The following is a 12634-nucleotide window of genomic DNA, read 5'->3' as shown; positions in this document are numbered from 1 at the left end:
TCAATAATTTTTATATATTTGTGGAATAATTTTAAATTTTATAAAATGAAAAAATTAAATTTTTTGAGTTGGTTTTTAATCATATTAATTGTGTTTTCAATTATTGGTATGATTGGAAACATTGGAGCAAGATATTTTTCTGAAGAAGTTAATACTTTTGATCGTTTTTCTTTTTGGGTAACATTATTGAATAATATGTTTTTTTATATTGGTTTATTTTTTTTACAAAGAGCTTTGCATTTAATTTATAAACTAAGATCTTTTACAAATAGAAGTGTTGGTTTTTTTAATAAAAGTGCATTATTTTTACTTATATCTTCATTAATTGGAGTTGTTTTGATTACATTTTCTTCAATTACAGAGGAGTTAAAGATGATACATTTAGCCTTTTATTTTTCGCAAATTATTTTAGTCTTATTTTTATTTGCTTTAAATGACATAGTTAAATTAGGCAAAACATATCAGGAAGAAAATGAATTAACTATATAAATTATGAGAAAATTAAATTTTTTAAAAGCTATTATAGATTTTATATGCATAATAAACTACCTCACAGTTCCTATATTAGTTATGTTTTTAGGCTTTGTAGTAATTAGCAGTGAGCCTTTAGGAGTTCCAATTACAATAAATGGAATTGAAGTAAATGTTATAAGTATTCAAACAAAAGTTTTATTAATATTCATGACATTTGCAGCTCTACTCATTGTGTATTGTTTGTTTTTATTTAGAAATATTTTGCGTTTATTTCAAAGGGTAAAAATATTTGATTTAGAAGTAATTAAAAGTTTCCATGTTATAGGTGTTTTGTTGTTAATTTCTGCTTTTTTAGCTGGCGTGCCCTCATTTGTTATTAGGGTCTTAAAAAAAGAAGTTAATCTTGAAATCGGTGTAAATCCTTTTGTTATTCTTTTTTGCTTAGGCTTGTTTTTTATGGTTTTAAGTGAGGTATTTATAATTGCGAAAAAACAAAAAGAAGAAAACGAATTAACTATATAACTATGCCTATACTTGTAAATTTAGATGTTATGTTGGCCAAACGCAAAATGAAAAGTTTTGAGTTGGCCGATAAAATTGGCATCACTGTAGCAAATTTATCAATACTAAAAACAAGCAAAGCAAAAGCCATACGGTTTTCAACTTTAGAGGCTATTTGTGCTGCTTTAGAATGTCAGCCATCAGATATTTTGGAATACAAAAAAGAGTAGCTTATACTGATTTATGTTGCCTTAGCTCAAATAGTAGTGGCCTCTTTTTTTAAACAAAAAAGCCAAACAGTACTGTTTGGCTTTTTTATATTTAAAAATGCTGTTATTTTAATCTGCTAAAACAATAACTTTGTTTTCATTCATTTCGATAGCGCCCGAATTTATGGGTAACCAAAATGTTTGCTCATTTACTTTATTGAATTTAGAAACAAATTCTTTTTCAATTTGAATATTTTGAGCCGTTATTTTTACGTTTCCTTTTATTAATAAAGAAACAATTGGTGCGTGATTGTTTAACATTTGAAACTCACCATTTACCCCTGGCAAAGATACCATAGTAACTTCTCCTTTAAATAAAGTGGCTTCGGGTGATACTATTTCTAAAATCATTTTTTTTAGTTATTTGTAGTTATTAATTAGCACTAACTGAATATTGCTAACTGCAAACTGAATACTGATTTAAGCTTCTGCTAACATTTTTTCTCCAGATTCTATTGCATCTTCAATGGTACCCTTAAGGTTAAATGCTGCTTCTGGTAAGTGATCTAACTCACCATCCATAATCATATTAAACCCTTTAATAGTATCTTTAATGTCAACTAAAACACCTTTTAAACCCGTAAATTGTTCTGCTACGTGGAATGGTTGAGATAAAAAACGTTGTACACGTCTTGCTCTACCTACAACTAATTTATCTTCTTCAGATAATTCTTCCATACCAAGAATGGCAATAATATCTTGTAATTCTTTGTAGCGTTGTAATATTTCTTTTACACGTTGAGCACAAGAATAATGTTCGTTACCTAAAATAAGTGGCGTTAAAATTCGAGAAGTAGAGTCTAACGGATCAACCGCAGGATAAATACCTAATTCGGCAATTTTTCGAGACAATACTGTTGTAGCATCTAAATGGGCAAATGTTGTTGCTGGTGCAGGGTCTGTTAAATCATCTGCAGGCACGTAAACCGCTTGAACAGATGTAATTGATCCTGTTTTTGTAGATGTAATACGTTCTTGCATCACACCCATTTCTGTTGCTAATGTAGGCTGATATCCTACTGCAGATGGCATTCGACCTAAAAGAGCCGAAACCTCTGAACCTGCTTGTGTAAAACGGAAGATGTTATCTACAAAGAAAAGTACATCTTTTCCTTGTCCGTCTCCTGCTCCATCACGAAAGTATTCAGCAATAGTTAATCCTGATAATGCTACACGGGCACGAGCTCCTGGTGGTTCATTCATTTGTCCGAATACGAAAGTAGCTTTCGATTCCTTCATTAAGTTTTTATCAACTTTAGATAAATCCCATCCTCCATTTTCCATAGAGTGCATGAAATCGTCTCCGTATTTTATAATTCCTGATTCTAGCATTTCGCGTAAAAGGTCATTACCTTCACGTGTTCTTTCTCCTACTCCTGCGAATACTGAAAGTCCACCGTGTCCTTTTGCAATGTTATTAATTAATTCTTGAATAAGTACTGTTTTACCAACACCTGCACCACCGAATAATCCAATTTTTCCTCCTTTAGCATATGGCTCAATAAGGTCAATTACTTTAATTCCTGTAAATAACACTTCTGTTGCAGTAGATAAATCTTCAAATTTAGGTGCGTTTCTGTGAATAGGTAAACCGCTAGCTCCTGCTTTTGGCAAATCTCCTAATCCATCAATGGCATCACCAATAACGTTAAATAAACGCCCAAAAACTTCTCCACCAATTGGCATTTGAATTGGAGCTCCCGTAGCAACTACATCAACTCCTCTTGCTAGACCATCTGTTGAATCCATTGAGATCGTACGCACTGTGTTTTCTCCGATATGAGATTGTACTTCAAGGACTAATAATGTACCATCTTTTTTGGTGATTTCTAATGAATCGTAAATTTTTGGAAGTTCGGCACCTTCTTGGTTGAAAACAACGTCAACAACTGGCCCGATAATTTTTGAAACTTTTCCTGTAACTTTAGACATTACTTATGTATTTATTTAATAGCTATTTAATATTGAAAAAAATCTAATTTTCGAATGCAAAGATAGTTTTTTTCAAAACAATTTTGCAATTTATTTTTTGTCTTTTTTACATAAAAAAAGTGAAATTTTTACATTTCACTTTTTTTATACTATTCCACTGTGACAGACTTGGCCAAATTTCTAGGCTGGTCAACATTACAACCTCGCATTACGGCAATGTGATACGATAATAACTGCAAAGGTATTGTAGTTAATAATGGTGTTAATGCTTCTGTGGTTTCTGGAATTTCAATGATATGGTCAGCCAAATCTCTAACTTGTGTATCTCCTTTTGTTACCACTGCAATAATTTTTCCGCTTCTTGATTTAATTTCTTGAATATTACTCACCAACTTATCGTAATGTCCTTTATTGGGAGCTATTACAACAATAGGCATCGATTCATCAATTAAGGCAATAGGCCCATGCTTCATTTCCGCTGCAGGATATCCTTCGGCATGTATGTACGATATTTCTTTAAGTTTTAAGGCTCCTTCTAGCGCAACAGGAAAGTTATAACCTCTTCCTAAATACAAACAATTAGATGAGTCTTTATATATTGCTGCAATTTCTTTTGCAACTTTATTTGTGATTTGTAATGTTTCTTCTACTTTTTTTGGAATTAATTCTAATTCGAATAAGTATCTTTGATATACAGAAAGAGACATGGTTCCTTTTGCTTTTGCTAAGCGCAATGCCAACATGGTAAGAACGGTAATTTGTGTTGTAAATGCTTTTGTTGATGCTACGCCTATTTCAGGACCTGCGTGTGTATAGGCGCCTGCATGTGTTTCTCTTGAAATTGATGACCCAACCACATTACAAACTCCAAAAACAAAGGCTCCGTTTTCTTTTGCTAACTTTATAGCGGCTAAAGTATCTGCTGTTTCTCCTGATTGTGAGATAGCAATTACAATATCGTCTTTGTGTATAATAGGATTTCTATATCTAAATTCTGAGGCGTATTCTACCTCAACTGGTATTCTGGTAAATTCTTCAATGATATATTCTGCAACTAAACCTGCATGCCATGAAGTTCCACAAGCAATGATTAGTATTCTTTTGGCATTTGTAAATTTTTCAAGGTTATCTTCAACACCTGACATCTTGATGATGCCTTGGTTTGCTAATAGCCTTCCTCTATAGGTGTCTTTTATAACACTTGGTTGTTCATATATTTCTTTTAACATGAAATGCTCGTAACCGCCTTTTTCAATTTGCTCCAAATTCATTTGAAGCTCTTGAATATAGGGGTCTACAAAAGAATCGTCTTTTATTTTACGTATGATCATAGATTTATGAATACGAATAATTGCCATTTCTTCATCTTCTAAATATATAGCATTTGAAGTATATTCTATAAATGGGGTAGCATCAGAAGCTATAAAATATTCGTTTTCTCCAATTCCAATGGCTAAAGGACTTCCTAAACGGGCAACAACAATTTCATCAGGTTTATCTTGATCAATAACTGCAATTGCATAAGCACCTACTACCTGATTTAAAGCTATTTGAACAGCTTTTCCTAATTTACAATTTTCTTTTTTCTTAACTTCTTCAATTAAATTGATTAAAACTTCAGTATCTGTATCTGATTTAAAAGTATAACCTCTTTTTATTAATTCTTTTTTTAACGGCTCATAATTTTCAATGATTCCGTTATGAATTATAACAAGCTTACCTGAATTTGAAAAATGTGGATGTGAGTTAATGTCATTAGGTACTCCGTGAGTTGCCCAACGTGTATGGCCCATGCCTACGGTTCCTTTTGTGGTTTTTTCTTGTTCTGATTTTAATTCTAAATCAGAAACTTTTCCTTTAGTTTTTGACATTTTTAGATCAGTTCCGTTAAACAAAACTAAACCTGCACTGTCATAACCTCTGTATTCCAAGCGTTTTAATCCTTTAATAATTACAGGATAAGCATCTCTATGTCCGATATAACCTACTATTCCACACATAAAAAATTTATTTAGTTTGGTTTTGTATAATATATTTCAAGTTTTAATCTCATAGGGATTACATTTCCTTGATCATCTGTATATGTAGCTGTACTTTGAGTTCCGTGTAAAACGGTTCCTATTGGATGCATAATTGATGAAACCGGTATGTATTTTGTTTCATCATCCGCACCAAAAATAATAGGGTTCTTTAATCTAGCATTTCCAATAAGGTTTATACTTTCCGATACGACTAAACCTAGTCTAGAATTACCATTGTTGTTTGGATTTGTTCCATTTAGAACATTATTTATATAATCTGTAATTCTAATTTTATATTTTAATCCTTTTTCGTTAGAGTCTTTTTCTAAGATTCCACCATGAATGTATTTGTTAATTTTTGGAGAACTTCCAGATGTTGGGTCTGAGTAAAAATCTAATAACGGTGTATTGTTTGTTGCATCATACAAATAAATTCTTTGAGGCTCGTACTCTGCATTAGCCATTGCTGTTTGATCTATGTAAAAAACTAAATTTGCTTCATTAATTAACCAATTATTAGCTCTTAATATGGCTAATTCATTGTCGTCAAATACATCTATGTAGGCAACAGTTCCGTTTACGCCTCCTTTAAGAAATAGTTTCTCGTCATTATTAGTATTTGCTAATGCAGTAGCATATGCTGGGCTTATGTCTGAAAATTCTAATAAATTAATTGAATTGCTATTTTTTGTACCTGTGGTATTATAGCCCATTTGAAATCGTAGAGAACTTTTTAAAGACAATGTTTCATCTGTAATCTCATCTTCCGCATAATAATGAAATTGAAGTGCGATCTCAGCATTTGAAAAATCTAATTTAGCCATAGACCCTTCAATAGAAGCTAGTTCTTCAACTTCAAAATACAAACCTTTAAAATGCTGTTTAAATACATTATTGTTGTATAATTTTCCTTGAGCTACTGCGTCTAAAAACTTCGTTTGAAAAAAATCTTTCGAAGCTGGTTGATTGCCTAATTTTAACCAAATACCAGGTAATTTTCTTTCTTTAATTACATAGGCGTCAGGATCAGTCGTTACCTCATCATTACTGTCTAAGTATGCACCATTGCCATTTGTTTTATATATAATTATTTCATTTTTGTTAAAAGAAAATTCTAGATTTTGACTTACATCATCACTATCATTAAGAAGTATTGCACCTCTATTGTTGTCAATAGTTTGCTTGAAATCTGAATAATATTTTTGAGCTGATTGATTGTTGTCGGTAGGGTCAAAATCTCTAATATTATAACCGTTTTCATATACTTTTAAGTTAAATTTAGCCAACGTGTCACCATATATTGAATCAAGTTCGTATTTTCTTTCTCCAGCATCGTTAGTGCTTTTTAATGTGCTATAAAAAGGAATATATACATAAATAGAATCTTTAACAGGGTCTATATACGAATTAAATCCAACATCTGGGTCTGAACTTAGCATTTCAATTTGAGAAACAAAGTGCGCCTTTGTTGTGCCAAAAACAGGATTTCGATAAATACCTAAATCATTAATCGGTAAATTATTTGTTTGAACAGGGTCAGTAGATTTAATATACGAATTTAAGTGTTCTGCCAGATAGGTTTCAAAATCAAAATGTTCTGCTGCAATAATATCTGAACCTAAGGTGTTGTATTCTTTATCACACGAAATAAAAGTAAAAGCAAAAAACAGCACAAGTGCTTTTGTATGTGTATTCATAAATTTTATTTTAAAACCTTATTTTTTAAAAAATCTGTGTAAACCTCATTGAAGTTTTCTTTGGGGGTGAAAGGTAAAAAAGGTTTTTGTGATTTTTCTATAAATTTTGTTAAACTTGGTGAAAGCGAATCCGAAGCAATTAAAATTGAATCTGAATGATTTATAGATGACATCATTAAGTTTTCATAATTTGGATTTTTCAATTCTGAAATATGAGCTTCAGGAATTTCATCAAAAATCATTTTATTTATCAATTGGCTGTCTAATTCTCCATCAAAAGATTGATTATAAACCGATGTGACAATTTTTGTTTCATTAAATATGCCTTCATTTTTGTAATAATGTTTAAGATAAATAGGCAATAAAGATGCCATCCAACCGTGGACGTGAATAATGTCTGGCACCCAATTTAATTTTTTTACTGTTTCTACAACGCCTTTTGCAAAAAATATAGCTCTTTCATCATTATCAGGATACATAACACCTTCTTCATCCGAAAAAGTAGCTTTTCGTTTAAAATATTCGTCATTGTCGATAAAATAAACTTGAATTCTTTCTTTAGGAATTGATGCAACTTTAATTATTAAGGGCATATCAACATCGTTGACCACTAAATTCATACCTGACAACCTAATAACTTCGTGCAATTGGTGTCTTCTTTCGTTGATATTACCATATCTGGGCATAAAAATTCTAATTTGCCCTCCTTTATTATTAATGATTTTTGGTAATTCATAAGATTGTATTGACACCTCATTTTCTGCTAGGTACGGAACTACCTCAGATGACACATACAAAATCCTTTTATCCTCCATAAAATTGCTTATTTTCAAATTGTAAAACACGCAAAATTACAAAATTTTATGTATTTAACTACTAAAATAGTAAGTTTGCACTCAATTTAGTATTTATATTAATGCTTGTTTTTAAAACGAAATCTCTATTAATCAATTATTTAAAGTCTTTTTTAGACCTAAATAAGCCTGTTGGATTTGTTCCAACAATGGGCGCTTTACACGATGGACACCTGGCATTAATCAAAAATTCTTCAAAAAATAACAAATTAACAGTTGTCAGCATCTTTGTAAATCCAACACAATTTAATAATTTAGAGGATTTAGAAAAATATCCTCGAACATTAGAAAAAGATATTGAAAAAATAAAGAACATTTGTTCTAATTGTATCATATTTGCACCATCAGTTGATGATATTTATGAAGGAAAAACGTGTGCTGCCTCCATTGAATTTGACGGTATTGAATTTGAAATGGAGGGCAAGCATCGCCCTGGTCATTTTGATGGTGTTGGAACAATTGTTAAAAAATTGTTTGAAATAGTAAAGCCCACAAATGCATATTTTGGGGAAAAAGATTTTCAGCAACTTCAAATAGTAAAAAAATTAGTCTTAAAAAATAAAATTGATGTTACTGTTGTTGGATGTCCAATTTATAGAGAAAAGAGTGGTTTAGCTATGAGTTCTCGAAATGAAAGGCTTTCCATCGAAAGTAAAGAAAGTGCTGCTGTAATTTATAAAACATTACAAATTGCTAAAGAAAAATTTGGCACAAAAAGTGCTCAAGAAGTAAGCTTATGGGTAATCAATTCATTAAATAAAAACAAAGATTTAAAATTAGAATATTTTGAAATTGCCGATGAAAACACATTAAAAACATGTGTTAGAAAAGCAAAAAATAAAAAATATCGAGCATTTATAGCTGTTTATATTGAAAACATAAGGTTAATAGATAATATTTCACTTAATAATTAATTTTGTACCATGCAAATTCACGTAGTAAAATCTAAAATTCATAGAGTTAAAGTAACTGGAGCCGATTTAAATTATATTGGAAGTATAACAATTGACGAAAATTTAATGGATGCTGCCGATTTAATTGAAGGCGAAAAAGTTCAGATTGTCAATATTAATAACGGCGAACGCTTTGAGACTTATTGTATAAAAGGGAATCGAAATTCAGGAGAAATTACACTTAATGGCCCTGCCGCAAGAAGAGTTCAAAAAGGAGACATTATTATTATTATTGCTTATGGCATTTTAGATAATCAAGAAGCTAAAACGTTTAAACCATCATTAGTTTTTCCTAATGAAGAGACCAATTTATTAACCTAAATTATCCACTTATATTGAGCTATTATTTAAAAAAAATCGCTGGATTAGTAATCCCTCTTTTAATAGGGGTAGCTTTAATTTATTATCAATATTCAAGCCTTAGTGCTGAACAATTAGAAAATATTGTTCGCTATTTTAAAAACGCAAATTACAATTTTGTCTTTTTATCTTTAGGTATTGCCCTTTTTGGTTATTGGGTAAGAGCTTACCGATGGAGATATAGTTTGAATCATCTAGGATATTCTACAAAATTTTATAATAATTTTTTTACAATTGGAGTGGCATATTTATTAAATTTAACCATTCCCCGCTCAGGAGAAGTTGCTAGAGCTGTCCTTTTAAAAAAATATGAAAATGTTCCCTTTGACAAAGGTTTTGGCTCCATTGTAGCAGAAAGAGTCGTTGATTTAATTTTATTTTTGTTGTTTGTTTTTGTGGCTTTTGTGTTGCAATTTAACACCATCAGTGATTTTATCTTTACTAACATTTCTGTATCAACATTGGTAACTATAGGCGCAGTTGCCCTCATTTGTGGTATTGGGTTTTTATTCATTTGGTTTCGTTCCAATTGGAAAATTGTAAACACAATAAAAGAAAAATTTAACGGTTTAATTGAAGGAATGACAAGCGTTTTGGTCATGAAAGACCGTTGGAAGTTCTTGTTTTTTTCTTTTTTAATCTGGTTTTCTTATTTATTGATGTTTTATGTTTGCATTTTTGCAATACCTGAAACGTCTAATATTTCATTTAGCACTGTTATCATGGGGTTTATATTTGGAAGCGTAGCAATAGGCTTTACAAATGGTGGTATTGGCGCTTATCCCATATCGATACAAACCGTTTTATTGCTCTATGGAATACATAAAGATGCTGGTGCGGCTCTTGGCTGGATCATATGGACATCACAAACATTACTAACCATAACAATAGGTCTTTTGTCTTATTTATTTATATATATATTTAATAAACGCAAATAATTTTATTACATTGCTTAAAATTAAAAAAAAGCAATCTTTCATGAAAAATAATTTTAATTTAATTTTTGTATTATTTATTACTGCCTTTACATTTTCTCAAAATAAAACGGAAACTGTTGAATCGTCAATTCTAGATAAAACAATAAAAATATCGGTCACAACTCCACCATCATATGAGATTGAATTAAAAAAGCAATATCCTGTTTTTTACCTATTAGATGGCACATATTTATTAAACCCCTTTAATGGAACCTTGCAGTATGGCTATTATTTTGATGATTTACCAGAAACCATACTCGTTGGTATTAATACAACAAATAATGAAAGAAACACGTTTTTTAAAGGAGACTCGGATGGGTTTCCAGATAAAAACAGCGCTTCTTTTTACGAATTTATTACTTCTGAATTGATTCCATTTATCAATAAAAACTATAGAACTGTAGACTATAAAGTTATAGCTGGTCATGATTTAACTGCAGGATTTATTAACTTTTTTTTATACAAAGACTCTCCTGTATTTGACGGCTATATTTCTTTATGCCCCGAATTTGCTTTTGAGATGGAAAACAGAATAAGCGAGCGATTAAATGTTATACAAAAACCTGTTAGCTATTTTCAAACAACATCTCAAACGGATGAAGCAAGTATATATGAAAAAGTAAGCCAACTAGATAAAAGACTTAAAACTTCAACAAATACAAATCTTTCCTATAAATATCTTCAACTGGATGGGTTTTCGCATTATTCCATAGTTCCTTTAGCCATTCCACAAGCGATCTATCATGTTTATAAAGACTACCAACCTATAAACAAAGATGAATATGACACTGAGCTTAAAGATCAAACTAGTGGTTATGTTACATATTTAAAAAATAAATATGAAAAAATTAATACTTTATATGGAGTTGAAAAAAACATTAGACTTATCGATTTTTTAACCATTTATAATATTGTTTTAAAAAATGGAACTTTAGAAGAGCTTAAAGAACTTGAAAAAGTTGCAAAAAAAGAATATCCCAAAACAACTTTGGTATATGTAATCGAATCGTCTTATTATGAAAAAATGGGCGATTTTGATAAAGCCATAAAAGCTATTGGAAAAGGCTATTCTGCAAAAAACATAGGAAACTTTACTAAAGAATTTATATTGGAAAAATTAGAACGCTTAAAAAAACTACATGAGTAAAATAAAAACTAGTTTTTTTTGCCAAAATTGTGGCACCCCTTTTTCTAAATGGCAAGGGCAATGCCATAATTGTAAAGAATGGAATACAATTGTTGAAGAAATAATTCAAAAAGAAGAAAAGAAAACTTGGAAAAGTGATTCAGGTTCAACTTCTAAGGCATCAAGGCCTTTATTGATAAAAGAAATAGACAGCTCACAAGAAATTAGACTAAACACTAACGACAACGAATTAAACAGGGTTCTTGGTGGTGGCATTGTACCGGGCTCTTTAATTTTGTTGGGCGGCGAACCGGGCATTGGGAAAAGTACACTTTTACTTCAAATTTCATTAAAGCTACCCTATAAAACACTCTATGTTTCTGGAGAAGAAAGTCAAAAACAAATAAAAATGCGTGCTGAACGCATAACCCCAAACAGCGATAATTGTTATATTTTAACAGAAACTAAAACCCAAAACATTTTTAAACAAATTCAGGATATTGAACCCGAAATTGTAATTATAGACTCCATCCAAACCCTGCATACCGACTATATAGATTCATCAGCAGGGAGCATTTCACAAATTAGAGAATGCACTGCCGAATTAATTAAATATGCCAAAGAATCTAATGTTCCCGTAATTTTAATAGGACATATAACAAAAGATGGAACTATTGCAGGCCCTAAAATATTAGAACACATGGTAGATACTGTTCTTCAGTTTGAGGGAGATCGAAATCATGTATATCGCATTCTACGCTCGTTAAAAAATAGATTTGGTTCTACTGCAGAATTGGGAATTTATGAAATGCTGGGTACTGGTTTAAGAGAAGTCGATAACCCATCTGAAATATTAATTTCGCATAAAGACGAAGCTCTTTCTGGAACCGCTATTGCTTGTACTTTGGAAGGAATGCGGCCATTGATGATAGAAATTCAATCTTTAGTGAGTTCAGCAGTTTATGGAACTCCTCAACGAAGTACTACGGGCTATAATGCCAAACGATTAAATATGATTTTGGCGGTTTTAGAAAAACGTGCTGGCTTTAGATTAGGAACTAAAGATGTGTTTTTAAACATTACAGGTGGCATAAACGTAGATGATACAGCAATAGATTTGGCTGTTGTTGCAGCTATTTTATCTTCCAATGAAGACATTGCAATTCAAGATGGATTTTGTTTTGCGGGTGAAGTAGGTTTGTCTGGCGAAATTAGACCTGTAAACAGAATTGACCAACGTATTCAGGAAGCTGAAAAATTAGGTTTTACAACTATCTTAGTTTCTAAACACAATAAAATTTCTCTAAAAAACACTAAAATAAAAGTGGTTTTAGTTGCCAAAATTGAAGATGTGGTTGGAGTTTTGTTTGGGTAGAATTATATGATATATCATATATTAGAGCAAATACAAAAGAAGCAAGTTTAAACTCATTGCTGTCTTTTTTAATTATTTAAACTTTAAATTTACGT

Annotated in this window: 13 protein-coding genes; 8 read left to right on the top strand and 5 right to left on the bottom strand. The window is 31.0% G+C overall.

Annotated features, from left to right (window positions below; all coding sequences use genetic code 11):
- The 3 genes from AABM47_RS01035 to AABM47_RS01025 form a co-directional block, all read left to right on the top strand.
- A partial coding sequence (locus tag AABM47_RS01035) for a hypothetical protein (RefSeq protein ID WP_338409063.1) occupies positions 1 to 489 on the top strand: 489 nt, incomplete at its 5' end.
- 3 nt (positions 490 to 492) lie between these two features.
- Entirely contained in the window at positions 493 to 996 is a 504-nt protein-coding gene (locus tag AABM47_RS01030; RefSeq protein ID WP_338409062.1) for a DUF2975 domain-containing protein, read from the top strand.
- A gap of 2 nt (positions 997 to 998) precedes the next feature.
- Positions 999 to 1205 (top strand): helix-turn-helix transcriptional regulator, encoded by a 207-nt coding sequence (locus AABM47_RS01025; RefSeq protein ID WP_338409061.1) that lies wholly within the window; start codon positions 999 to 1001, stop codon positions 1203 to 1205.
- 108 nt (positions 1206 to 1313) lie between these two features.
- On the opposite strand, the gene AABM47_RS01020 is transcribed toward AABM47_RS01025, so the two are convergent.
- The 5 genes from AABM47_RS01020 to AABM47_RS01000 form a co-directional block, all read right to left on the bottom strand.
- Positions 1314 to 1595 (bottom strand): F0F1 ATP synthase subunit epsilon, encoded by a 282-nt coding sequence (locus AABM47_RS01020; protein ID WP_338409060.1) that lies wholly within the window; start codon positions 1593 to 1595, stop codon positions 1314 to 1316.
- Between the two features lie 69 nt (positions 1596 to 1664).
- The gene (atpD, locus tag AABM47_RS01015) at positions 1665 to 3176 is read right to left on the bottom strand and encodes a F0F1 ATP synthase subunit beta (protein WP_338409059.1); all 1512 of its coding nucleotides are present in this window, start codon (positions 3174 to 3176) and stop codon (positions 1665 to 1667) included.
- Between the two features lie 149 nt (positions 3177 to 3325).
- Entirely contained in the window at positions 3326 to 5176 is a 1851-nt protein-coding gene (glmS, locus tag AABM47_RS01010; RefSeq protein WP_338409058.1) for a glutamine--fructose-6-phosphate transaminase (isomerizing), read from the bottom strand.
- An 11-nt stretch (positions 5177 to 5187) separates the two neighbouring features.
- Positions 5188 to 6894, bottom strand: a complete 1707-nt coding sequence (locus AABM47_RS01005; protein WP_338409057.1) for a DUF4270 domain-containing protein — start codon at positions 6892 to 6894, stop codon at positions 5188 to 5190.
- Between the two features lie 5 nt (positions 6895 to 6899).
- Positions 6900 to 7709 carry a glycogen/starch synthase gene (locus tag AABM47_RS01000; RefSeq protein WP_338409056.1) on the bottom strand — a complete coding sequence of 270 codons (810 nt, stop codon included), beginning with the start codon at positions 7707 to 7709 and terminating at the stop codon, positions 6900 to 6902.
- Positions 7710 to 7810: 101 nt separating this feature from the next.
- Between AABM47_RS01000 and panC the strand changes: the two genes are divergently transcribed.
- Genes panC through radA form a run of 5 tightly spaced genes read left to right on the top strand, consistent with a single transcriptional unit; the run spans position 7811 to position 12539 of the window.
- Entirely contained in the window at positions 7811 to 8662 is an 852-nt protein-coding gene (gene panC / locus AABM47_RS00995) for a pantoate--beta-alanine ligase (RefSeq protein ID WP_338409055.1), read from the top strand.
- A 9-nt stretch (positions 8663 to 8671) separates the two neighbouring features.
- Positions 8672 to 9022, top strand: coding sequence for an aspartate 1-decarboxylase (gene panD / locus AABM47_RS00990; RefSeq protein ID WP_338409054.1), 351 nt, complete (start codon positions 8672 to 8674; stop codon positions 9020 to 9022).
- Between the two features lie 14 nt (positions 9023 to 9036).
- Positions 9037 to 9999 (top strand): lysylphosphatidylglycerol synthase transmembrane domain-containing protein, encoded by a 963-nt coding sequence (locus tag AABM47_RS00985; protein WP_338409053.1) that lies wholly within the window; start codon positions 9037 to 9039, stop codon positions 9997 to 9999.
- 40 nt (positions 10000 to 10039) lie between these two features.
- A complete protein-coding gene (locus AABM47_RS00980) occupies positions 10040 to 11185 on the top strand; it encodes an alpha/beta hydrolase-fold protein (RefSeq protein ID WP_338409052.1) in 1146 nt (381 codons plus the stop codon).
- Positions 11178 to 12539, top strand: a complete 1362-nt coding sequence (gene radA, locus AABM47_RS00975) for a DNA repair protein RadA (RefSeq protein ID WP_338409051.1) — start codon at positions 11178 to 11180, stop codon at positions 12537 to 12539. The genes AABM47_RS00980 and radA overlap by 8 nt, the downstream gene beginning before the upstream one ends.
- Positions 12540 to 12634: the final 95 nt, after the last annotated feature.

It is taken from the genome of uncultured Flavobacterium sp., assembly GCF_963925415.1.
Taxonomy (GTDB): domain Bacteria; phylum Bacteroidota; class Bacteroidia; order Flavobacteriales; family Flavobacteriaceae; genus Flavobacterium.
This window is presented reverse-complemented; position numbering and strand designations above follow the sequence as displayed.

What these genes read in the sequence shown, in the direction of transcription:
- atpD (WP_338409059.1), bottom strand. Translation starts at nt 3,176, where the DNA reads ATGTCTAAAGTTACAGGAAAAGTTTCAAAAATTATCGGGCCAGTTGTT.
- AABM47_RS01005 (WP_338409057.1), bottom strand. Translation starts at nt 6,894, where the DNA reads ATGAATACACATACAAAAGCACTTGTGCTGTTTTTTGCTTTTACTTTT.
- panC (WP_338409055.1), top strand. Translation starts at nt 7,811, where the DNA reads ATGCTTGTTTTTAAAACGAAATCTCTATTAATCAATTATTTAAAGTCT.
- AABM47_RS00980 (WP_338409052.1), top strand. Translation starts at nt 10,040, where the DNA reads ATGAAAAATAATTTTAATTTAATTTTTGTATTATTTATTACTGCCTTT.
- radA (WP_338409051.1), top strand. Translation starts at nt 11,178, where the DNA reads ATGAGTAAAATAAAAACTAGTTTTTTTTGCCAAAATTGTGGCACCCCT.
- AABM47_RS01000 (WP_338409056.1), bottom strand. Translation starts at nt 7,709, where the DNA reads ATGGAGGATAAAAGGATTTTGTATGTGTCATCTGAGGTAGTTCCGTAC.
- glmS (WP_338409058.1), bottom strand. Translation starts at nt 5,176, where the DNA reads ATGTGTGGAATAGTAGGTTATATCGGACATAGAGATGCTTATCCTGTA.
- AABM47_RS01030 (WP_338409062.1), top strand. Translation starts at nt 493, where the DNA reads ATGAGAAAATTAAATTTTTTAAAAGCTATTATAGATTTTATATGCATA.
- AABM47_RS01025 (WP_338409061.1), top strand. Translation starts at nt 999, where the DNA reads ATGCCTATACTTGTAAATTTAGATGTTATGTTGGCCAAACGCAAAATG.
- panD (WP_338409054.1), top strand. Translation starts at nt 8,672, where the DNA reads ATGCAAATTCACGTAGTAAAATCTAAAATTCATAGAGTTAAAGTAACT.
- AABM47_RS01020 (WP_338409060.1), bottom strand. Translation starts at nt 1,595, where the DNA reads ATGATTTTAGAAATAGTATCACCCGAAGCCACTTTATTTAAAGGAGAA.